A 21,717-nucleotide genomic window follows, 5' to 3' on the forward strand; every position below is an offset into this window, starting at 1 on the left:
ATTCTATATGTTTAAAAAAATTCTCATTGCAAACCGTGGCGAAATTGCATGTCGTGTGATTCGTAGTGCACAAAAATTAGGTATCGCAACGGTTGCAGTTTACTCAGATGCAGATACCCAAGCGCAGCATGTCAAATTAGCGGATGAAGCTATTTATATTGGTGAATCCCCTGCTGCACAAAGTTATTTACAAGCAGATCGTATTATTCAAGCTGCACTCAAAACAGGGGCTGAAGCCATCCATCCAGGTTATGGTTTCCTATCTGAAAATGATCAATTTGCGGAAGCTTGTGAAAAAAACAACATCACCTTTATAGGGCCTCCAGTGGCTGCCATCTTAGCCATGGGTTTAAAGGCAACATCTAAAGCATTAATGGAAAAAGCAGGTGTACCTCTCACCCCCGGGTATCATGGTAGCAATCAAGATGCAGATTTCTTAAAACAACAAGCTGATCAGATTGGCTATCCTGTACTGATTAAAGCCAGTGCAGGTGGTGGTGGTAAAGGCATGCGCTTAGTTGAGCGTGCTGAAGACTTTCTTCCTGCACTGAACTCATGCAAAAGTGAAGCGAAATCAAGCTTTGGCAATGATGACGTTCTAATTGAACGTTATGTTGTCAATCCTCGTCATATTGAAGTGCAAGTTTTTGGTGACAAACATGGCAATTATGTTCACCTCTTTGAACGTGATTGCTCTGTGCAGCGCCGTCACCAAAAAGTCCTAGAGGAAGCCCCAGCCCCTAAAATGGCCGAAGTTAAACTCGAAGCGATGCGTGAAGCTGCGATTAATGCTGCCCGAGCAGTAGACTATGTCGGTGCTGGAACGGTTGAGTTCATTGTTGAGCAAGATGGTACAGCTTACTTCATGGAAATGAACACTCGCCTTCAAGTTGAACACCCTGTGACGGAAATGATCACAGGACAAGATTTGGTTGAATGGCAATTACGTGTTGCTTATGGTGAACCTTTGCCAAAACAACAGTCTGAATTAAAAATTCATGGCCATGCACTTGAAGCTCGTGTTTATGCAGAAGAGCCAGAGAAAGGATTTCTCCCAGCAATTGGAAAAATTAATTATCTTCATTATCCGACTCAAAATGAATGTGTCCGTGTTGATAGTGGCATTGTGCAAGGTGATGAGATCACAACGTTCTATGATCCAATGATTGCTAAACTCATCGTATGGGGAGAAAATCGTGAAGCAGCACTCGTCCAGATGCATCATGCTTTGAGCCACTTTCATGTCGAAGGCTTAGGCAACAATATTGCATTTTTAGTTCGCTTAGTGGCATGTGACTCTTTCAAAAATGCCAATCTTGATACTAATTTAATTCAGCGTGAAGATAAGTTCCTATTTAAAACCACTACTCCTTCTTCGGCTGAAACAATTGTCACAGCAGCATTTATTGAACTGCATTCTCAGTTAAATGAATCCAAGTGTACAAGCAATCCAGTTTGGAAAGCAAAACCCCTGTGGAGAAGTAATGTTGATGCGCGTACACCGATAAAACTTGAACATCTCGGACAAACGTATCAAGTTGAATTTATCTCAACTTCACAAGGGTTCGAAGCACAGCTTGATGGCGAAAGCTACGCTATCTCAGGTCAGTTGCTCAATGAAAATCTCATGGCGATCTATACCTCTTTCGGTCAAGAGAAAATCAGTTTTAAAAAAACCAATGATGCGGTCACCCTATTTAAAAATGGGCAGACTTTTAAATTTGAACTCATCAAACCTAATTTTAATACAAATGATCAATCTTCATCTGACTCAAATCTAAAAGCACCAATGCCGGGTGCAGTGACACAAGTATTTGTTTCAGCAAATCAACGTGTAAAAAAAGATGAAGTGTTATTAACGTTAGAAGCAATGAAAATGGAATACGCTATACGTGCACCATTTGATGGTGTCGTAATCGCAGCTTATTTCCAACAAGGTGATCAAGTGAAAGCTGGTGATGAGCTGGTTGAGTTTCAAGCTGCTAAGGAGAATGCGGCATGATGAAAACAACCAATCAAACCACACCAAATCACGATAATTTTGTGAAAATCGTTGAGGTTGGACCTCGTGACGGTCTTCAGAATGAAAAAACACCCTTAACATTCGAAGACAGACGCAATCTTATTCTTGATTTGATGAAAACTGGTTTGAAGAATATCGAAGTCGGTTCTTGTGTATCTGCAAAGTGGGTACCTCAAATGGCAGAAAGTGATCAACTCTATGCTAGCCTACCACATGATGAAGATATCCAGTTCAGCTTACTGACACCAAACCTTAAGGGATTCGAGTCAGCTTTAGCTGTAGGCTGTAAAGAAGTTGCGGTTTTCACCGCTGCTTCTGAAAGCTTCACTCAAAAGAATATAAATTGTTCAATTGAGGAAAGTTTTGAGAAGTTTGCTGATGTATTACAGTTTGCTCAACAACATGATATTAAAGTACGCGGATACGTTTCATGTATCGTCGACTGCCCTTATGAAGGTCCAATTGATCCATCTAAGGTTGCTGAAGTCAGTGCAAAGTTAATTGATCTAGGTTGCTACGAAGTATCCTTGGGTGAAACCATCGGCACAGCTACACCTGATCGTGTTTCCAAAGTTTGGAATGCATGTTTGGAACGAATTGAACCACAACTTTTAGCTGGTCATTTTCACAATACCTACGGCATGGCAATTGCCAATATCTATCAATCACTGACACAAGGCATCCGCATATTTGACTCATCGATTGCAGGACTTGGCGGTTGTCCTTATGCCAAAGGTGCTTCGGGTAATGTATCCACTGAAGACTTATTTTATCTCTTGTCCAATATGGGCTATGAAACTGGCATTGACCTAGATGCCCTGATGCTTGCGAGTCGTAACATTAGTCAAGTTTTGCAACGAAACAATCCATCTAACTATGCCAATGCGTATTGGCAAAAAAAATGTGCTTAGTACGTATCAGCATTATGAAATGATGAAGATCGGAAGCTGATTCAGGATGAACAAAATAAAAATACAATGAGGTGTTCAATGACGAACAAAGTGTATGAAAGTGTTGAAAGTGCACTGAACGATATCATTCAAGATGGTCAAACCTTAGCTGTTGGTGGTTTTGGCTTATGTGGTATTCCTGAGGCTTTGATTGCTGCCCTGAAACAAACAGGAGCTAAAAAGCTGACTTGTATTTCAAACAATGCAGGTGTAGATGGTTTTGGTTTGGGATTACTACTCGAAACAAAACAAATTAAAAAAATGATCTCGTCCTATGTCGGAGAAAATAAAGAATTTGAGCGACAATACTTAAATGGTGAACTTGAAGTCGAGCTAACCCCTCAAGGCACTTTGGCTGAAAAACTCCGTGCTGGTGGAGCTGGGATTCCTGCATTTTTTACCCAAACAGGCGTAGGTACGTTGATTGCAGAAGGTAAAGAAGTACGTGAGTTCAATGGTAAAGAATATATTTTAGAACCCTCTTTAACTGCAGATGTCGCTTTGGTCAAAGCGTATAAAGCAGATAAGGCAGGTAACCTAATCTTTAGGAAAACAGCTCAAAATTTTAATCCCGTTTGTGCGATGGCTGGGAAAATCACAGTCGCTGAAGTTGAGGAAATTGTAGAGATCGGTGAGCTCGATCCCGATTCGATACATTTGCCCGGCATTTATGTAAATCGTATCGTTCTTAACACTACACCAGAAAAAAGAATCGAACAAATGACCTTAAAGGCGGAGGCATAAGTTATGGCATGGACGCGTAATGAAATGGCACAACGAGCTGCCTTGGAACTCGAAGATGGATTTTATGTCAATTTAGGGATTGGATTGCCTACATTGGTTGCGAATTATATTCCTGAAAATATCAATGTTTGGCTCCAATCTGAAAATGGTTTGCTGGGAATTGGCGAATTTCCAACAAAAGAAACCGTAGATGCTGACCTGATTAATGCGGGTAAGCAAACTGTTACGGCGCGAGCAGGCGCTGCATTTTTTTCCAGTGCTGATTCATTTGCCATGATCCGTGGTGGGCACGTGAATATAGCTATACTTGGCGCTATGGAAGTCTCTGAGCAAGGTGATCTTGCGAATTGGATGATTCCAGGGAAAAAAGTCAAAGGTATGGGTGGAGCAATGGATTTGGTGGCTGGCGTACAAAAAGTCGTCGTGCTAATGGAACATTGTGCCAAAGATGGCACCCCAAAAATTGTTCCGCAATGTTCACTGCCCCTTACAGGTAAAGCAGTCGTTCATCGCGTGATTACAGATCTAGGGGTTTTGGATATCACGCCTCAAGGGGTAAAACTGATAGAACTGGCTCAAGGCGTCAACTTTGATGAGATACAGAAAGTGACTGGAGTTCCCCTAATTCAATCGCAATAAGATCGCTAAAAAACCACGCCTAAGCGTGGTTTTTTTTAGAAAGCATTCATTAAAGAGACGCCAATACCCGCATAGGTAGCACGATGATTATAATCAATCAAACTCTCACCATACCCATCGAATAATTGAAAATGACCTCTAAGTTTGCCACTGATTGGAAATGCCCAATCAAATTGAACAGCTCCTCGAGAATCATCCCCACCCTTAAGTGAATGTCTTAACATCAAACTAAAATCATGATCATTCCAACGGTAAAAAGTCGTTAAATCACCACGACCAATATAGTTTTTAATGTCAGGATTGTTATCATCATTGAAATCTTCTTCGATTCGATACCAAGGTCGAATCATCATAGCGAAATTATCACGCTCAAATCCTAAGTTCAGCATCACACGGTTCCAACTACGTGATAAAGGATCCGAACGTCCATTTGATTGATGATTCAGCGTTAAACCGAGTAAGCGACCATTTAAACCTAAAAATTCATAGTTGGTTCTAAACACAATACTTGCTTCAGGTTCATAATTCGTTTCACGAAATGGTCGTGATTCTTCAGAGTTGTAAACCTGCCAACGAGAGGACTGGGTATAACCCAACCAAATATCGCCATTATTCCCGATTAAGTTTTCAACAGCTTTAGTTTTGAGTGAAATTTGAAACTTGGACTCTAAAGACTTTAAATTTTGATCATCTTCTACAGTGTTTTGAGGATTTGGGCTCGATGGAAATTCGTTCTTATCAGACGTCCAAAATGCAGGAAGTAAATATACAGGTTGATGTGCACGTATATTCCATGTACCTAATTTACTGTCTTCAGCCAATTCCCATCGTTTATCAAGCAACGATGAATTCGGTGTAATTACAGGACCTTCCACCGAAAACAAGTTTTCAACTTTTTGTTCGATTTTAGACTTTAAATCCTCTGGTTCAACCTGCGGTGCTGGTATTTCACGCGCAGCCTGACGCTCAGAAACATAAGCAGGTTGCTCAAGTTCAGGGGCTTTGAACAATGCATCATAACAGGCTAAACGCTCTGCATTTGAATCAAGTGCAACGCACGCTTGTGGTGACGCTGGATTCGCTGGTACCACATCTGTTGCCCAAACTGTCTGTATAGGCAAACACATAAACGACGACACACCCAACCATATTGGTGAACGTTTTATTCTATTTCGCATTGGCTAAGCCCCATTTTTAATTTTAATTCACTTGTTTTATTGAAAACCCAAGTTCTGCAAGTTGCTCTTTTTTAGCCATTGGTGCTACAACAGCCTTCGTTGGTTTTTGATTCACTAAATACGTTTCTGCTACACGCTTTAGATCATCTAACGTTACATTGAGCAAACGCTCTCGTAAAGTTTTTCTGAATTGAGGCGTGCGTCCATGCAATAATGCATAACATGCAGTAATTGCTTCACCTGCTGGAGAACCTGGCTTATCCATGCTCGATACAAGACCCAGAATCGCCTCTTCAAGTTGGTGTGGTTTTTGTTCAGTATTCAATAACCAATCAATACTTGCTTCAAAATCTTGGAAAGTTTCTGCTAAACGTGGATCACGATAACTATAGAATCTAAATGCACAAGCATTGCCATCATAGCTTGCACCACCACCATAAGCGCCTCCTTTTTCACGGATTGCACTGTGTAGGAAACCATTTCGTAGATAAGCCGCAAGCACCATTAACGGTGCTGCATCCGGATGAGAAACTTCAACTGCTGGATAAGCAGAAGCACAGAATTGGACATTGGATTGAATCAGCCATGCTTCGTCATTTTGCGTTTGTTCAAAATTAACTTCAGCAAGATGCACTGGCTCACGCTTCACTTCAAGTTTATCCCAAACATTTTGAATTTCTTCCATTAAACGTTCAGACTGTTGCTCTTCACAGACCAGTAGGAACTGTTTAGGCGCGAGTAACAACAAACGGTGAATATTTTGCAACTCTTGAATGAGGTTCGCATATGCTTGTTCATCTGTTTCAATGCTTTGAACAAGCTCGCTCAGCCAATTAAGCGCACCTAAGCCGGTATTATTATAATCACGTAATGCCAATGCACTCATATTACGAGAAGCAATCTGCATGGCATAGCTATGTCCAGAACCAGACAAACGGGATGCCCAACGCGTCTTACGCTGTTGTAAAAGTTCAATAATACGGTCCTTTTCATCAAAACGCAGTTTCTCAAATGCCAGTTTTAACAATTGAATCGTATCTAGTTTGTGGGCAAGCGATTTGGTTGTCAGCGTTAAAAATGCGCTAATTTTACCTTTATCATCAACTTTACTACGTAGAGATGCCCCCATACCAAGGCCACCACTTACCGCTGTTTGTAATTGCTGTAATTCTAAATAATTATATTGACCTGCACCAACCTCCCCCATGAGCACGGAGAGTAAGTTAAAGTAAGGTGATTTCACGACTTGATCAGGAATTTGAATAATCACTTGTTGATAATAAATTCCGTTAGTACCAGCATGGTATAAGTTCAAGGGTGTATCTAAGTTATTAGAAATGATTTCTCTCAATTGACCTTGAACGACTGGAAGTTCGGCAGGAATATCTTCTAAACCAACTTTCGGCAATAAATCTAAGTTATCAGGAGTTGCCTGTCTTTCATTTAATGCTTCAGTCTGGCGTACAATTTCCGCTTTTTCATCATCTGTTAAGCGTGCGCCTATATCAGCTAAACGCTGTTTTTCTGCTTTAGCCTCTAATTTCGACTTATTCGCATCTGGTACAAGTGTCATCTGTACACGATGTGGATTATCAATCAAGTGGGTCTTGATCAGATTAGGCAACCACATCGGGTCTTTCAACTGCTCTTTCACTTGCTCAATGGTCGAATCTACGTCCCAAACATGTATTGGATCATTATGATGAATTGCACTGCTTAAACCATTGAGGATGAGGCTTAGACCATAAGGCGTGCCATCTCCACCAATTTCTCGTTGGTGTAATTCAATTTGATGCAAAATCGCATCAACCAATGACTGATCTACAGGCTTCGAGGCAACCTCGTTCAGCACATTCAACACACCGTTTTTGAATGTTTCTGCATGTTCAGGATTTGAACCTTGAATACCACAGTAGAAAGTCATTTCATAGTTAGAATCATCAAGACCTAAAATTGGTCCTGTAGATTGAGCATAACCACACGTTTCTAAATAGTGACGTAATGGTGAAGCAGAATCTTCCAATAAGATCCCTTCAGCCAAACGTAAGCCTAAACGAAGTTGAATATCACTAGATTCAGGAAGTAACCATGCCAGTACATGGTAGGTTTTATCTTTCAAATCTTCAGCATCTACCGCGTAAGTCTCTGTCACCTCAATAGGTGCTTCTAGACGCTCTTCTGGTGTCGAATATAAGGTTTGACCTTTCTTAAACTTAGATAACGCTAAAGTTTCAAACTGCTCTTGTAACTCATAGGCAGATTGATTACCAAAAGTCATGAAAATAGCGTTACTTGGATGATAATGTGACTTATAGAAACTGACTAACTCTTCGTAAGTTAAATCAGGAATATCCTTAGGATCACCACCTGAATTATAGTGGTAAGTCGTTTTAGGGAATAAATGATGAGCAAGTTGGTGATATAACTGATCTGAAGGCGAACTCATTGCACCTTTCATTTCATTAAAAACCACACCCTTGTAAACAGGCTCACCATTTTCCAACTCAATTCGGATACCTTCTTGAGCGAAATCCAAAGGGTTTAAATTGGCTGCAAATGCTGCATCCAAATAGACGGAAAGTAAGTTTTGGAAATCTTTTTTATTCTGTGTCGCAAATGGATAAGCTGTCCAATCGGCAGCTGTAAATGCGTTCATAAACGTATTTAGAGAACGACGGATCATTAAAAAGAATGGATCACGTACAGGAAATTTTTCAGAACCACATAATGCAGTATGCTCAAGAATGTGTGCTTCGCCTTTTGAATCCATCGGTTGTGTACGGAAAGCAACTAAAAAAACATTTTCATCATGTTCAGTTGCTAGATGAAAATGCACAGCGTCAGTTTCTTTATGACGGTATTCTGAAACTAATATATCGAGTGCGGCTACATGATGTTGACGTACCAACTGAAACGCGGGATGAACGGTGTTTTGAATGGTTTCAGTAACATCTACGGTCATGTGTGCTCCTTAATTTACATAAATTTTAACAAAGATCATTATACTGATAGTTCAATACAATTCATCATTTATACAACAAACTCTAACTATTTTCCGAGTAAAATAGTCAGATTAAAACTAAATCAATAGAACTATATCGGAATTAAATAATTCATTTCGATTAAATGCGGGTTAAAGCTTGAAAATCAAGCAATACGCTACTGAATTCAATCGCATTGGTGTAAAATCGTTTTCTTTTTTCGTGATGTGAATTTAGACATGGCTAAAGTTGACCTTTTTGCGATTGGCAATGCCCTCATTGACCAAGAATTCAAAGTATCTGATGAATTTCTTTTAGAGCAAAATTTGCAAAAAGGTACTATGCAGCTTACAGATGGGGAAACTCAAGCCCGTCTATTTCAAAACTTAAAAAATTCTCAAGAATATAAAGGTCAAGCCTCTGGGGGATCTGCAGCTAACTCAACAGTGGCTTTTAGTGCCTTAGGTGGTCAAGCGTTTTATGGATGCCGTGTCGGCAATGATGATCTTGGAGCGTTGTACTTAAAAGGTCTAAATGATGCAGGAATACAAACCTCTGAACGTTCGATCAGTGAAGGCGTAACTGGGACTTGCATGGTTTTGGTCAGTCCTGATTCAGAACGTACCATGCATACTTTCTTAGGTATTACAGCTGAACTCAGTAATGAACAAATTGATTTTGAAGCGCTAAAAACCGCTAAATGGTTATATATAGAGGGTTACCTTTCTACGAGTGATACAGCACGAGCTGCCGTAAAGCAAGCGCGTGCAATTGCGAAAGCAAATAATGTCAAAATTGCGTTAACGCTCTCTGATCCTGCTATGGTGCAGTATGCGCGTACAGGCTTGGACGAATTATTAGATGATGGTGTAGATGTTCTATTCTGTAATGAACAAGAAGCATTGATGTATACACAAACTGATGGCTTACAAAATGCTCTTGCTGCACTTAAAAAATTAAGCTCTACCGTCATTATTACGCTTGGAGCAGACGGCGCTCTTGTAGCAACGGAATCAACTGAACTTCAAGTGAAAGGACGTAAAGTTGTTGCTTTAGACACGAACGGTGCTGGTGATGCTTTCTCTGGTGCATTTTTATATGCATTAAATGCTGGTAAAGATTTACAAACAGCGACTGAATTGGCTATTTTAATCTCAAGCCAAGTGGTTGCTCAATTTGGTCCACGTTTAGACGTAGCTGATTACGCTAAACTTCTTAAAGAATTTCAAATAGAAGTCGCATAAAATGAATAAAATTTGCATGACTGAAGACATTCCTGAAAGAGAATCTCGATCTTTTGAAACTGAAAATGGCGACAACATTTTCATTACGCAACGAGATGGTTGCTTCTATGCGTATCAAAATGTATGCCCACATTTGCAAGTTGAGCTCGAGTTTCTTGAAAATCAATTCTTAGATCGTGATCAAGAGTTCATTGAATGCTCTACTCATGGTGCGTTATTTGATGTAGAAACTGGTGTGTGCATTTCAGGCCCCTGCCAAGGTGAATCTTTAGAAAAAGTCGAGATTAAAGTTCATTCTGATGGTGGAATTTACTTAGAATCTTAAGTCATGAGGTGAATGACATGCTGGCATTTTTAATGGAAATTGATTTAATGCCATTTCATATGTGCGTGTTTGCATTGCTAATGCTCAGCATGGCTGAAACCTTAGGCTATTTTGTTGGCTTAAGACCTAGTCAATTTATAAAAAAATTAACACCTTATTGGCTTATTCGCCTTCCTTTGCTTCAAGTTAAATTTTCCAAAGTTCTCATTCTTGTTTTTTTTCTGATCAATTTTAGTTTTGCTGGATATTTTCTTCAGCTCATTGTATTTGCAAGCCAGAAAACCTTTCTAGCTTGGTACTATGTTTTATTACCCGCTTTAATTATCGCAATCTTCTTTACGGTATTTATGATTCATTGTTTGGATCAAGTAATCAAACCCAAATACAAATCAGAGCACTCAAATTTGCTTGGTCGACTAGCAACTGTTTCTAGTGGTAATGCACGACCTGGTTTCTCTGCTCAAGCACGCGTTCGCGATGAATTCGGTCAATTACATTATGTACAAGTTGAACCAGAGTTTGGGGAACTTGAATTTCAATCTCAAATCCTCCTGATCCGTGCAAAAAGATCTCATTTTATTGCTAAAAAAATTGCAAAAACAAATCAACTTTTCAATGTTGATCAGCATTAATTAGCTATTACCCCCACTTCAATTATATGCATTTGATTTGAAAATAGTTCATTCAAGGTATTTTTGACGCCTATTAAATTTAAATCCAATCAACTCAACGATTATATAAAATTGGCTTTGTTGCACAAACCTATCTGTAAAGGGTTTTTCAGCGATATAATTTTCAAATGAAGAAGCCTACACACAAAATCTACCGCACAACCAATTGGCCCGCATATAACCGAGCACTCATGAGTCGCGGAAATATTGCCATTTGGTTTGATCCTGCTACGCAATGGTATGCTCCATCAAAAGGCAAACAAGGGCGAAATCAAACCTACTCCGACGCAGCTATCCAATGCTGCTTAATGATTAAATCCTTATTCCGTCTATCTTTACGTATGGTCACTGGCTTTGTGCAAAGTCTGATTAAACTTTGCGGATTAAATTGGACCGCACCAGATTACAGTACGCTTTGTAGAAGACAAAAGCATATTGATATTGCAATCAGCTACCAAAAAAGTAGCGATGGGCTGCATCTACTCATAGACTCTACAGGCATGAAGTTTCTAGGTGAGGGCGAATGGAAACACAAGAAACATGGACCTGAATATCGTCGCCAATGGCGTAAACTTCATATTGGTATAGATGCTGAAACTCTTCAAATACGTGCTATTCAGCTCACAACCAATAATATCAGTGATTCACAGGTAATAGGTGATTTACTTGATCAGATTCCACAAGATGAGCAGATTGACTCTGTTTATACCGATGGAGCTTATGACACCAAGCAATGCCGTCAGGCCATTGCAGATCGGCAAGCGCATGCGGTGATTCCACCTAGAAAAAATGCGAAACCATGGAAAGATACAAAGAGTAGCTCGCTAGAGCGAAATGAATTACTTCGAACAATTAAACGTTTAGGCAGGACACTATGGAAAAAATGGTCAGGCTATCATCGGCGAAGTTTGGTTGAAACTAAGATGCATTGCATCAAATTATTAGGAGATAAACTCAGTGCAAGGAGTTTTGATAGCCAAGTGAATGAGATCCATGCACGTGTAGCAGTCCTTAACAGATTTACGGAATTAGGTCGACCACTTACCCAAGTTACGCCTTAAATTTGGCTCAATTAGGGGCGCTTTGCATTTCAAATCTTTGTGCAACAAAGCCTATAAAATTAATAAAATCTTTATAACCAACTATTTTAATCAGATTTAAAACCGACCAATTTAATAAGCTTTGAAACAACAATCCTATTATTTTAGTTGGAATTAAAATATTAATACCAAGTAATTTAGTCTATTTTATTTTTAAATATAACCATTTTAGTCGGATTTAATATCATTAAAAACTAAAACCACAAGCTATTGTTTTTATTATATTTTTTTATATTAAAAATATTTATGACTATGAAGTATTTATTTTAAATGAAAAAAAGATAATAATATTTAGAATAGATTTAAATAATGCATTTAAATATGATGATTAAACCTTCAAGTTTAAATAAAAATTTAATCAAAGAGATTACTTTGATTCTTATTATCAAAGTAATCATTCTTATCGTGATTAAAAATATCTGGTTTGATGCACCTACCATTCCCAAAAACTTTGACCATCAAGTCGCTGAACGAATTACGGGCAGCGAACTTAAAATGAAGGAGACACGTTGATGATTTCTGAAAGCGTGGTCGATCTATCGCGGTTTCAATTTGCAATGACCGCAATGTATCACTTTATATTTGTACCCCTCACTCTAGGTTTGGCATTTATCCTTGCCATCATGGAGACCACCTACGTCATTACAGGTAAAGAGATTTACCGAGACATGACCAAGTTTTGGGGTAAGTTATTCGGGATCAACTTTGCTTTAGGGGTAACCACTGGACTAACGATGGAATTCCAGTTTGGTACAAACTGGGCTTACTACTCACATTATGTAGGTGACATTTTCGGAGCGCCATTAGCAATCGAAGGATTAATGGCCTTCTTTTTAGAATCTACTTTTATTGGTTTATTCTTTTTCGGCTGGGAACGTCTTTCTAAAGTCCAACATTTATGTGTGACATGGTTAGTGGCTTTAGGCTCTAATATGTCAGCACTTTGGATCTTGGTTGCAAATGGTTGGATGCAAAACCCTGTCGGGGCCGCATTTAACTATGAAACCATGCGTATGGAACTGGTAGATTTTGCCGCACTAATATTTAACCCAGTGGCACAAGTTAAATTTGTCCATACTGTTTCTGCGGGTTATGTGACTGGTGCAATTTTTGTATTGGCAATTTCAAGTTATTACCTACTTAAAAAACGTGATTTGGCCTTTGCCCGTCGTTCATTTGCCATTGCTGCTATTTTCGGTCTTGCTTCGACATTATCCGTAATTTTACTGGGTGATGAATCAGGATATGAATTAGGTGATGTTCAGAAAACCAAACTCGCTGCAATTGAAGCAGAATGGGATACACATCCAGCACCAGCTGCATTCACATTATTTGGTATCCCCAATCCCGAGACGCAAACAACAGACTATGCTGTGAAAATTCCATATGTCATGGGTTTAATTGCGACTCGCTCTACAACTGAACAAGTCACAGGGATCAAAGATTTAATCGCACAACATGAGCAACGTATCCGTAATGGTATGGTCGCTTATGCACAGCTTGAACTACTTCGTGCTGGAGATCAATCACCAGAACTCAAAGCTGCATTTGACGAGACTCAAAAAGATTTGGGTTATGGTCTATTGTTGAAGAAATACACACCAACTGTAGTTGATGCTACTGAACAACAAATTAAGTCTGCAGCTTTAGATACTATCCCTCATGTTCCAAGTTTATTTTGGGCATTTAGAGCGATGGTGGCGTCAGGTTTCTTAATGCTCTTGTTGTTCATTCTTGCAACGTATGCCGTCATGAAACGTAATGCTGAAAATAAAACTTGGTTGCTCAAGTTTGCACTGATCGCCATTCCACTTCCATGGATTGCAGCTCAAACAGGTTGGTACGTTGCTGAAGTTGGTCGTCAACCATGGACTATTGGTGAAGTTTTACCAACTCACCTATCTGCATCAAGTATTAGTTCAGCGGATGTATGGGGTTCAATTTTAGCACTCGCTGCTTTCTATACAGTGCTGCTCATCATAGAAATGTATTTAATGATCAAATTCTCAAGACTAGGACCAAGCTCTTTACATACTGGAAAGTATCATTTCGAAAAACTAGCAGCAGCCAATAAGTCAACTGAGGAGATTTAACATGATTGAATATGAACTTCTCAAAATCATTTGGTGGGTATTGGTCGGCGTCCTCCTTATTGGGTTTGCTTTGACTGATGGATTTGATATGGGCTCTATGGCACTGATGCCGTTCGTCGGTAAAGATGATGAAGAGCGTCGTGCTGCTATCAACACGATTGCACCACATTGGGATGGAAACCAAGTTTGGTTTATTACGGCGGGTGGTGCACTTTTCGCAGCTTGGCCAATGGTATATGCAACAGCTTTCTCGGGTATGTACTGGGCGCTGTTACTCGTATTATTTGCTTTATTCCTTAGACCTGTTGGTTTTGACTATCGCTCTAAGCTCGAAAATACTAAATGGCGTAATGCTTGGGATTGGGGCTTATGTATTGGAGGAGCAGTACCAGCACTCGTTTTTGGTGTTGCATTTGGCAATATGTTCCTTGGCGTCCCCTTTACACTTGATGAAACTGTTCGTTCAACTTACACAGGAAGCTTCTTTGCACTTTTAAATCCATTTTCCTTGGTCTGTGGATTGGTCAGTTTGACGATGCTTGCCGCGCATGGTGGTGCATGGTTAATGTTACGCACTGAAGGGGCATTAAGAACACGCTCTGCTCAAGCTACACGATATATGGGTATTCTTTTTCTCATCTGTTTTATTGGTGCTGGTGCTTGGTTATATTTCGGCAATATCGAAGGCTACACGCTTGTAACACCTTATGATACGAATGGTGTAGCTAATCCACTTGCTAAAGAAGTACTCACTAATGCCAATCATGGCTGGATGAACAATTATTCTATTTATCCAATCACAATATTGGCACCGGTAATGGCGATTATCGGAGGAATAATTGTGGTTTTAGCATCGTCTAAAAATAAAGCGGGACTTAGTTTTCTGGGTACATCGTTCGCTGTGATTGGCACAATTCTCACTGCTGGTTTTGCCCTATTCCCATTCCTGATGCCATCTAGTATTCATCCAAACATTAGCTTGACGATGTGGGATGCAGTATCTAGCCAAATGACGCTTTCAGTAATGACTGTTGCTGCGTGTATTTTTGTTCCGCTGATCTTGGCATACACCACTTGGTGTTACTACAAAATGTGGGGTGTGATCACCAAGAAACATATTCAAGACCACACGCATAGTCTGTATTAAAACCGAATCACTGTTAGGAGATAATTATGTGGTACTTCGCATGGATACTAGGTGTGTTGATGGCATGTTTCGCGAGTGTACTTGCAGCCATTTACATGGAACAACATCAAGACTTAGATGGTGAATGAAATGAGTGAGCTTGCAATGTCAAATTCTGAAAAACGTAAATACTCATTCGCAATGATCATTTCATTTCTGATGGCATTGCCTCTCGCTACCATATTACTCATCCACCCAAGTCTGATGTTGGATGCAAGTGGTAATTACAGTCATCGTGCCATGATGCTGATTATGATTGGAATATCTGGTGGATTTATCCATGGCGTAGGGTTTATACCACGTTATTGGATATGGAAGTATTTATTTAGTCCATTTGTAGCATGGCCATTGATGATTTATGGTTACTATACTTGGCTGTTCACTTAATTTATAAAAAAGCCCTCTATGAGGGCTTTTTTATATCTGTTTATGAAATATTAAATGTTTTATTGCGTTGCAAGCCAAGTCATAAATTTTTGACGTTCCTGCTTTGAAGAATTTTTCCATACTTCAATCAACGTCTGACCAACATGAGTATTTGAATTTGTATTTTTAATGTCAGCTTGTTCCACTGTTTGAGTATTTATTGATGATGAACTTGACTTAGTCATTGGGCTAGCTTGTGGCTCATTATGCAATATCTGATTGATCGTACCGCCTAGCAAACTTTGCGAGGTCATTTGAACAATCAGATTATTTGAAATGAGTTGATTATTTTGATTATAAATTGCCAATTGAGGATTTTTGGCGAATGTTTTTGCTTGGTCCAAATCTCGTGGTGGATGAATTAAATCCAATTTGTATGACTTATTATCCTCTAGGGCTGGCAATTTCAAAGTAAGAATATCCGACTTTACGATCTCATGATTATTTAAAGGTAGTTCAAAGTATTGATTATATCGAACATTCACCAAAGGTTGATTCACATCAATTTGGTATTGTTTTTTTGATTTAAATAGTCCTGATTTAACCTCTTGATTATTCACTGAAATTACGACCAGTTCCTCTGGAACCACCAAGGTCGCCGCTGCAAAAATTTGACTGCTCAAACCCGTAAATATCAATGCAGACGCAATTTTTAATTTCATAAATAACTCAATATTAGATTGTTAGATATGACTACTATGCTACCAAGCGATGACAATTTAATGACAGAACTCGTCATAAAAAAAGGCACCGAAGTGCCTTGATATGATTTGGATTAATTAAAAGTTTTAAAACGAATCTCGTCATCAATAAACGTTTTATCTCCAGCAGGCGCTTCGATTGAACCGAGCACAAGCTGAGCACGAAGTTTCCAAGAAGCTGGAATTTCAAATGTTGAAGCCACTTCTTCATCCACAATTGGATTGTAATGTTGTAATGATGCTCCAATATTTTTTTCTGACAATGCAGTCCAAACCGCAAATTGAGCAATAGCTGTTGAATGTTCAGACCAGATTGGGAAATTCTCAGCATAAAGTGGGAATTGCTCTTGTAAACCTTTCACCGTATCTTGATCTTCATAAAACAATACAGTTGCATGACCCGCTTTAAAGCTATTGATCTTATTTTGAGTTCCCTCAAATGCTTCTGCAGGAACAATTTTACGTAAAGTTTCTAAAACGATATTCCAAAATTTGTCATGTGACTCACCAAAAAGTGTTACAACACGTGATGTCTGTGAGTTAAATGACGATGGACTTTGACGTACCGCTTCTTTAATGGTTTCTTCAATCTGAGTATTGTCTAAAGAAACATTCTTACCAATTGCATAGATGGTACGGCGATTTTTAATTTGATTTAGAAAAGACATAACTTATTCCTTATTTTTAACATTCATTGTGTGCTAACGATGATGCTATCTTATTCATATTACGAAACCTTTTCAGCCTTATCTTTATAACAAAGTGTTCTATTTTTGGAACAAATTGCATATTTAATGTATTGAGTCAAAAAATTCGGCTTTCTCATATTTGAATAACTTTATGAATTTTAAGTATTTATAAAAAAAGCTCCGTATAAGGAGCTTTTTAAATTAACCCAAGAATAATTATTTTTCGTTATCGAATAATGCAGCGACAAATGATTTTGCTGAGAACGGTCTCAAATCATCAATCTTTTCACCTACACCAATAAATCGGATTGGCACATGTGTACGGCTCGCAATATTAAATAGCACACCACCCTTTGCCGTACCATCCAATTTAGTAATAGTAAGACCCGTTAAACCTACAGCTTCATCAAACATTTCAACTTGGTTAATCGCGTTCTGTCCTGTGCCAGCATCCACAACAAGCATCACTTCGTGCGGTGCAGTCGCATCAATTTTTTGCATAACGCGTTTTACTTTTTTGAGCTCTTCCATCAAGTGACCTTTGTTATGCAAACGCCCTGCGGTATCTGCAATCAATACATCGATCCCTTTCGCTCGTGCACTTTCAAAAGCATCAAAAATTACAGAAGCACTGTCTGCACCATGACCTTGTGCAACGACATGAATATCGTTACGTTCACCCCAAATTTGTAGCTGTTCAGTCGCCGCAGCACGGAAAGTATCGCCTGCCGCGAGCATGACTTTTTTACCTTCGCCTTGCAATCGTTTTGCGAGTTTACCAATCGTGGTTGTCTTACCTACACCATTTACACCTACAACCAAAATCACATAGGGATTTTTATTCGGATCGATATGTAACGGTTTGACACGTGGTGCTAATAAAGCAACTAATTCTTCTTGAAGAGCTTTATAGAGAGAATGAGAGTAGATCAAATCGCCACGCGCAGTTCTTTCAGTCAAATTGGCAATAATTGTTTTCGTCGCCTCTACCCCAATATCTGCGACCAATAATTGCTCTTCAACTTCTTCGAGCAGCTCATCATCAATCTCTTTACCACCGACTAGAATATTCATCATTCCATCAGCTAAATTTTTACGAGATTTTGATAAGCCTTCTTTCATACGACTGAAGAAACCACCTTTCGGTTTTGTTTCTTCAACGGCCGGCACCGTTTCCAGCTTTTCTACTTCATTGTTTTCGATAATAGGCACATTAACGGCCGGGAGGCTCGGTAAGGTGACATCGTCATCACCAATATCCGCATCAATCAAGAATTTATTTTGCTGTTCTTGCATGCCGATTCCTTGAAAAGCATTGCGATTAAAAGAATGGAGTTTAGCATAGATTGCTTTAAATTCACGATCTGCAATTACTTTTAAAACGATCAACCAAATTGCAACAGTTCAATCTTGAATAAATATACGACATCATCAAGAATAATTTTAAAGTCATTATTCGGATTAATTGTGTCTCTCAGCCGGCTCAAATTCTCTCTGCAACTCATTTTAAAACAGACAATCATCATTGCTGCGATTACATCAGCACCGATGATGACATTTGCAAATCAGCAAACTGCTCAACTCTCTCGAAACACCGTCGAAACAACACTGGATAATGGTTTAAGAGTCATTATTAGAGAAGATCACCGCGCACCTGTAGTAATTAGCCAAATTTGGTATGCCGTCGGCAGTAGTGACGAGTCAGGGAATTTACTCGGCATTTCACACGTACTAGAACATATGATGTTCAAAGGCACTAAAAAAGTACCGAATGATGAATTTACACGCCTTAGTCGAATTTATGGTGGTAGTGTCAATGCATTCACATCCACAAATTACACCAATTACTATCAATTCTATCCTAAAAAATATCTTCCACTGGCATTAGAGTTAGAAGCGGATCGAATGCAAAATTTAGTTCTGCGCCAAGAAGATTTCGAACCCGAAATTAAAGTCGTGATGGCTGAACGACGGCAACGAACAGAGGATAATCCTCGAAACCTTGCTTTTGAAAGATTTAAATGGATTGCATATCCGACCAGTCACTATCGCCAACCAGTGATTGGCTTAATGAAAAATCTGAATAACATTCAATTGAATGATTTAAAACAATGGTACGAAACTTGGTACGCACCGAATAATGCAACCTTAGTCATTATTGGGGATGTTGATCCTGAACAAACCATTCGAGATGTCAAAAAATATTTTAATAAGATTCCCAAAAAATCAGTTCCTGAACGAAATGATGTGCTTGAATTTTCAAGAATTGGATATCGCTTCATGGAGCAATATCAGGCTGTACACGTACCCAACTTATTTATGTCTTGGAATGTCAATTCCATTAAAACAGCAAAAAATCCTCAAGACGCCTACGCTCTAACCATTATTCAAAATCTATTGGACGGCGGAATTTCAGCACGCTTACAAGAGAGACTGATCCGAGATAAGCGAATTCTGACCTCAATTAATGTGAGTTATGATCCATATAATCGTGGGGATAGCCTATTTTTAATCTCTGCCATACCAGCTGAAGGTATCAGTCTAGAGCAAGCGCAAAAACGCATACAGCAGGAACTTGATTTATTCAAATCAGAATTAGTGAATGAAAAAGAACTCAATCGGGTCAAGGCGAATTTCGTTTCCAATTTAGTGTATAGCCAAGATGATATTATTGGGCAAGCTCGACTCATTGGTTTGCTCAGCATTAATGATCTAGACTATCGCATGATTGATCAACTCCCTGATTACTTCGATAAAGTCACACCGCATGATTTACAACGCATTGCCAATATTTATTTTAATCGTGACAATTTGAGCGTTTTACATCTTTATCCTGAACAGAAAAACAATAACTAGGCGTTTTATGAATTATTTGTCTTCTCTATTTTTAACGAGTGTGTTATTTAGTGCCATGTTGAGTTCACTGTCGCATGCAGAGGAACTTATAGAAGCGGAACCAATTGAACAGATCATTGAAGAAGATCCCAGTGGTCTAAGCTCGATTAAAAACTTGTTAAGCTTAAAAGAGATCACAAAATCTTCCCAAAATTATAAAGCGCCTTTTGTTCAAGAACTTAAAAACTCTTTAAATGTACGAACCTTATTTGTCGAAACGAATGATCTGCCAATGGTCGACATTCAAATTACATTCAATGCTGGTTCTGCACGAGATGAAGTCATTGGTCAAGGACTTTACGGTATATCCAATATGGCAGCTCGCCTTATGCTTGAAGGAACAGATCAGCTCAGTGCAAAACAGATTACCACCACATTTGAGGGATTAGGCGCCAAATATTCTTTCAATGCCTATCGCGATATGTTTGTTGTCCGACTAAGAGTGTTAAATGATCCTGAAAAATTTGACCCTGCATTGAACTTACTACTGCATTTAATCAAACATGCCACCTTCAAACAATCAGGCATTAATCTCGCGCTCAGTAATACTCAAATTGGGCAAAAACAACTTCAAGAGAATCCATCCAGACTAATGTCAATACAACTGTACCGTATGCTGTATGGGGATCATCCATATGCTCAACCAACAGCTGGGACAGTAGGTAGTTTAAAAAAAATTACGCCCGAATTACTCAAAGAATTTAGAGATCGATTGCTTGTCGCTCAAAATTCCAATATAGCAATTACAGGACAACTCACTCAAGATCAAGCTCAACAGATCTCAGAACTGATCAGTATCAATTTACCGCAAGGGCAAAGACAACCTGACCTTCCAACTCCCGTTAGTGAATCAGGTTTTAAAATTTCAATACTAAAACGCGAAAGCCTACAAGCACATGCATTATTGGGTCATTTATCTTTAGAACGAGCACATCCAGATCGTGCCGCTTTGGAAGTTGCCAACAGAATGTTTGGTGGTGGGAGTTTTAATTCAATCTTATCAAAAGAGTTACGAGTTAAACGAGGACTCACCTATAGCGCATCGAGTACGCTGACTACACCACAGGTACCTGGCGTTTTTAGTTTTGGATATGCGACACAACAAGACCAATTGCTCGAAAGCTTAAAGCTCGCACATCAAGTATTCATTGACTTCAAAAAACAGCCTATTACTGACTCTTTGCTTAAAGAAAATAAAGAAAGTATTCTTCGGTATTTTCCAATGACCTTAAATAGTAATGCAAATATTAATGCCCAAATCGCATCAATTGGTTTTTACGGACTTAATTCCAATTATCTGAATGAGTATCAGGAGCAGATTCGAAAATTAACTCGCCAAGATATTCAAAATGCAATACAAAAACATTTACACCCCGATCAAATGACTGTTATTGCTGTCTCTGACCGTGTCACTGCCAAGGAGATCGAAGAAATACTGAATCAAAATCTTGGGCTCAATCTGAATAAGATTGAAAACTAATCCAACTTTTCAATCGCTGGATAAATTTTTATATGAGCATTCTCGATATGATAAGCATTCAGCAAACGATAAAATTCAATATTTTTAATCTTAGGTTTTGCAAGTAACAAATTTGCCATTTCATGCGTTCGCTCTAAACGATTTTGAGCCGCGAGCGCTTGAACTTGTTCAAAGTGGGCTGAATTAATTGGACGATTCAGTGCAATACTAGAGACAATAAGAATAAAAAGTACAATGCCTATGATGAAAGCATTTTGAATCTGCTCAATATTTAATTGTGAGAAAAGATCAGACGAAATTTTTTTTAAATGGAGCATGTACAACCTCGGATTAGCTTAAGTGTAATCCGAGATGCTTTAAAAATATAGTGTTAACGTTGATTTAAAGAAGAA

Annotated in this window: 21 protein-coding genes; 15 read left to right on the forward strand and 6 right to left on the reverse strand. The window is 38.9% G+C overall.

What is annotated here, in order from left to right; all coding sequences use genetic code 11:
- Window positions 1–7 precede the first annotated feature (7 nt).
- From AC1M9D_RS08880 to AC1M9D_RS08895, 4 genes are all read left to right on the forward strand, one after another.
- Window positions 8–2,002: an acetyl/propionyl/methylcrotonyl-CoA carboxylase subunit alpha gene (locus AC1M9D_RS08880; RefSeq protein WP_481611971.1), complete on the forward strand. Its 1,995-nt coding sequence runs from the start codon at window positions 8–10 to the stop codon at window positions 2,000–2,002.
- The gene (locus AC1M9D_RS08885) at window positions 2,002–2,934 is read left to right on the forward strand and encodes a hydroxymethylglutaryl-CoA lyase (RefSeq protein ID WP_092768465.1); all 933 of its coding nucleotides are present in this window, start codon (window positions 2,002–2,004) and stop codon (window positions 2,932–2,934) included. Before AC1M9D_RS08880 ends, AC1M9D_RS08885 begins: the two co-directional genes overlap by 1 nt.
- Window positions 2,935–3,012: 78 nt before the next feature.
- Window positions 3,013–3,717: a CoA transferase subunit A gene (locus tag AC1M9D_RS08890; RefSeq protein WP_481611972.1), complete on the forward strand. Its 705-nt coding sequence runs from the start codon at window positions 3,013–3,015 to the stop codon at window positions 3,715–3,717.
- Between the two features lie 3 nt (window positions 3,718–3,720).
- On the forward strand, window positions 3,721–4,356 hold the full coding sequence (locus tag AC1M9D_RS08895) for a CoA transferase subunit B (RefSeq protein WP_481611973.1): 636 nt from the start codon (window positions 3,721–3,723) through the stop codon (window positions 4,354–4,356).
- Window positions 4,357–4,391: 35 nt separating this feature from the next.
- On the opposite strand, the gene AC1M9D_RS08900 is transcribed toward AC1M9D_RS08895, so the two are convergent.
- Window positions 4,392–5,483, reverse strand: coding sequence for a phospholipase A (locus AC1M9D_RS08900; protein ID WP_481611974.1), 1,092 nt, complete (start codon window positions 5,481–5,483; stop codon window positions 4,392–4,394).
- Window positions 5,484–5,556: 73 nt separating this feature from the next.
- Window positions 5,557–8,496 carry an insulinase family protein gene (locus tag AC1M9D_RS08905; protein WP_481611975.1) on the reverse strand — a complete coding sequence of 980 codons (2,940 nt, stop codon included), beginning with the start codon at window positions 8,494–8,496 and terminating at the stop codon, window positions 5,557–5,559.
- 258 nt (window positions 8,497–8,754) lie between these two features.
- On the opposite strand from AC1M9D_RS08905, the gene AC1M9D_RS08910 reads away from it, so the two are divergent.
- The 9 genes from AC1M9D_RS08910 (at window position 8,755) to AC1M9D_RS08950 (ending at window position 15,521) form a co-directional block, all read left to right on the forward strand.
- Window positions 8,755–9,759, forward strand: coding sequence for an adenosine kinase (locus AC1M9D_RS08910; protein ID WP_092768421.1), 1,005 nt, complete (start codon window positions 8,755–8,757; stop codon window positions 9,757–9,759).
- 16 nt (window positions 9,760–9,775) lie between these two features.
- Window positions 9,776–10,084, forward strand: coding sequence for a Rieske (2Fe-2S) protein (locus AC1M9D_RS08915; protein ID WP_171076765.1), 309 nt, complete (start codon window positions 9,776–9,778; stop codon window positions 10,082–10,084).
- Between the two features lie 17 nt (window positions 10,085–10,101).
- Window positions 10,102–10,716: an OB-fold-containig protein gene (locus tag AC1M9D_RS08920; protein ID WP_035266601.1), complete on the forward strand. Its 615-nt coding sequence runs from the start codon at window positions 10,102–10,104 to the stop codon at window positions 10,714–10,716.
- Window positions 10,717–10,883: 167 nt separating this feature from the next.
- Entirely contained in the window at window positions 10,884–11,816 is a 933-nt protein-coding gene (locus AC1M9D_RS08925) for an IS5 family transposase (protein ID WP_481611976.1), read from the forward strand.
- Window positions 11,817–12,176: 360 nt separating this feature from the next.
- Window positions 12,177–12,368, forward strand: coding sequence for a cytochrome oxidase putative small subunit CydP (gene cydP, locus AC1M9D_RS08930; protein ID WP_481587955.1), 192 nt, complete (start codon window positions 12,177–12,179; stop codon window positions 12,366–12,368).
- Window positions 12,368–13,948, forward strand: a complete 1,581-nt coding sequence (locus tag AC1M9D_RS08935; protein ID WP_481611977.1) for a cytochrome ubiquinol oxidase subunit I — start codon at window positions 12,368–12,370, stop codon at window positions 13,946–13,948. Before cydP ends, AC1M9D_RS08935 begins: the two co-directional genes overlap by 1 nt.
- A 1-nt stretch (window position 13,949) precedes the next feature.
- Window positions 13,950–15,095 carry a cytochrome d ubiquinol oxidase subunit II gene (gene cydB / locus AC1M9D_RS08940; RefSeq protein ID WP_481611978.1) on the forward strand — a complete coding sequence of 382 codons (1,146 nt, stop codon included), beginning with the start codon at window positions 13,950–13,952 and terminating at the stop codon, window positions 15,093–15,095.
- Window positions 15,096–15,121: 26 nt separating this feature from the next.
- The gene (gene cydX / locus AC1M9D_RS08945; RefSeq protein ID WP_035266590.1) at window positions 15,122–15,223 is read left to right on the forward strand and encodes a cytochrome bd-I oxidase subunit CydX; all 102 of its coding nucleotides are present in this window, start codon (window positions 15,122–15,124) and stop codon (window positions 15,221–15,223) included.
- A gap of 1 nt (window position 15,224) precedes the next feature.
- Complete coding sequence (locus tag AC1M9D_RS08950) at window positions 15,225–15,521, forward strand: cyd operon YbgE family protein (protein WP_092768427.1); 297 nt, start codon at window positions 15,225–15,227, stop codon at window positions 15,519–15,521.
- 59 nt (window positions 15,522–15,580) lie between these two features.
- Here AC1M9D_RS08950 and AC1M9D_RS08955 read toward each other — a convergent pair whose 3' ends face one another.
- The 3 genes from AC1M9D_RS08955 to ftsY form a co-directional block, all read right to left on the reverse strand.
- Complete coding sequence (locus AC1M9D_RS08955) at window positions 15,581–16,222, reverse strand: DUF2057 family protein (protein WP_481611979.1); 642 nt, start codon at window positions 16,220–16,222, stop codon at window positions 15,581–15,583.
- 113 nt (window positions 16,223–16,335) lie between these two features.
- Entirely contained in the window at window positions 16,336–16,929 is a 594-nt protein-coding gene (locus AC1M9D_RS08960; RefSeq protein WP_035266583.1) for a nitroreductase family protein, read from the reverse strand.
- Window positions 16,930–17,166: 237 nt separating this feature from the next.
- Window positions 17,167–18,246 carry a signal recognition particle-docking protein FtsY gene (gene ftsY, locus AC1M9D_RS08965; RefSeq protein WP_035266635.1) on the reverse strand — a complete coding sequence of 360 codons (1,080 nt, stop codon included), beginning with the start codon at window positions 18,244–18,246 and terminating at the stop codon, window positions 17,167–17,169.
- 252 nt (window positions 18,247–18,498) lie between these two features.
- On the opposite strand from ftsY, the gene AC1M9D_RS08970 reads away from it, so the two are divergent.
- Window positions 18,499–19,806, forward strand: a complete 1,308-nt coding sequence (locus AC1M9D_RS08970; protein ID WP_481611988.1) for a M16 family metallopeptidase — start codon at window positions 18,499–18,501, stop codon at window positions 19,804–19,806.
- Window positions 19,807–19,813: 7 nt separating this feature from the next.
- Window positions 19,814–21,325: a M16 family metallopeptidase gene (locus tag AC1M9D_RS08975; RefSeq protein WP_481611980.1), complete on the forward strand. Its 1,512-nt coding sequence runs from the start codon at window positions 19,814–19,816 to the stop codon at window positions 21,323–21,325.
- Here AC1M9D_RS08975 and AC1M9D_RS08980 read toward each other — a convergent pair.
- Window positions 21,322–21,642: a hypothetical protein gene (locus AC1M9D_RS08980; protein ID WP_481593956.1), complete on the reverse strand. Its 321-nt coding sequence runs from the start codon at window positions 21,640–21,642 to the stop codon at window positions 21,322–21,324. The genes AC1M9D_RS08975 and AC1M9D_RS08980 overlap by 4 nt on opposite strands.
- Window positions 21,643–21,717: the final 75 nt, after the last annotated feature.

It is taken from the genome of Acinetobacter sp. ANC_7682 (genome assembly GCF_056779795.1).

Bases quoted from the DNA above. Each gene is read 5' to 3' on its own strand.
- AC1M9D_RS08880 (WP_481611971.1), top strand. From the start codon at position 8: ATGTTTAAAAAAATTCTCATTGCAAACCGTGGCGAAATTGCATGTCGT.
- AC1M9D_RS08885 (WP_092768465.1), top strand. From the start codon at position 2,002: ATGAAAACAACCAATCAAACCACACCAAATCACGATAATTTTGTGAAA.
- AC1M9D_RS08890 (WP_481611972.1), top strand. From the start codon at position 3,013: ATGACGAACAAAGTGTATGAAAGTGTTGAAAGTGCACTGAACGATATC.
- AC1M9D_RS08895 (WP_481611973.1), top strand. From the start codon at position 3,721: ATGGCATGGACGCGTAATGAAATGGCACAACGAGCTGCCTTGGAACTC.
- AC1M9D_RS08900 (WP_481611974.1), bottom strand. From the start codon at position 5,483: ATGTGTTTGCCTATACAGACAGTTTGGGCAACAGATGTGGTACCAGCG.
- AC1M9D_RS08905 (WP_481611975.1), bottom strand. From the start codon at position 8,496: ATGACCGTAGATGTTACTGAAACCATTCAAAACACCGTTCATCCCGCG.
- AC1M9D_RS08910 (WP_092768421.1), top strand. From the start codon at position 8,755: ATGGCTAAAGTTGACCTTTTTGCGATTGGCAATGCCCTCATTGACCAA.
- AC1M9D_RS08915 (WP_171076765.1), top strand. From the start codon at position 9,776: ATGACTGAAGACATTCCTGAAAGAGAATCTCGATCTTTTGAAACTGAA.
- AC1M9D_RS08920 (WP_035266601.1), top strand. From the start codon at position 10,102: ATGCTGGCATTTTTAATGGAAATTGATTTAATGCCATTTCATATGTGC.
- AC1M9D_RS08925 (WP_481611976.1), top strand. From the start codon at position 10,884: ATGAAGAAGCCTACACACAAAATCTACCGCACAACCAATTGGCCCGCA.
- cydP (WP_481587955.1), top strand. From the start codon at position 12,177: ATGATGATTAAACCTTCAAGTTTAAATAAAAATTTAATCAAAGAGATT.
- AC1M9D_RS08935 (WP_481611977.1), top strand. From the start codon at position 12,368: ATGATTTCTGAAAGCGTGGTCGATCTATCGCGGTTTCAATTTGCAATG.
- cydB (WP_481611978.1), top strand. From the start codon at position 13,950: ATGATTGAATATGAACTTCTCAAAATCATTTGGTGGGTATTGGTCGGC.
- cydX (WP_035266590.1), top strand. From the start codon at position 15,122: ATGTGGTACTTCGCATGGATACTAGGTGTGTTGATGGCATGTTTCGCG.
- AC1M9D_RS08950 (WP_092768427.1), top strand. From the start codon at position 15,225: ATGAGTGAGCTTGCAATGTCAAATTCTGAAAAACGTAAATACTCATTC.
- AC1M9D_RS08955 (WP_481611979.1), bottom strand. From the start codon at position 16,222: ATGAAATTAAAAATTGCGTCTGCATTGATATTTACGGGTTTGAGCAGT.
- AC1M9D_RS08960 (WP_035266583.1), bottom strand. From the start codon at position 16,929: ATGTCTTTTCTAAATCAAATTAAAAATCGCCGTACCATCTATGCAATT.
- ftsY (WP_035266635.1), bottom strand. From the start codon at position 18,246: ATGCAAGAACAGCAAAATAAATTCTTGATTGATGCGGATATTGGTGAT.
- AC1M9D_RS08970 (WP_481611988.1), top strand. From the start codon at position 18,499: ATGATGACATTTGCAAATCAGCAAACTGCTCAACTCTCTCGAAACACC.
- AC1M9D_RS08975 (WP_481611980.1), top strand. From the start codon at position 19,814: ATGAATTATTTGTCTTCTCTATTTTTAACGAGTGTGTTATTTAGTGCC.
- AC1M9D_RS08980 (WP_481593956.1), bottom strand. From the start codon at position 21,642: ATGCTCCATTTAAAAAAAATTTCGTCTGATCTTTTCTCACAATTAAAT.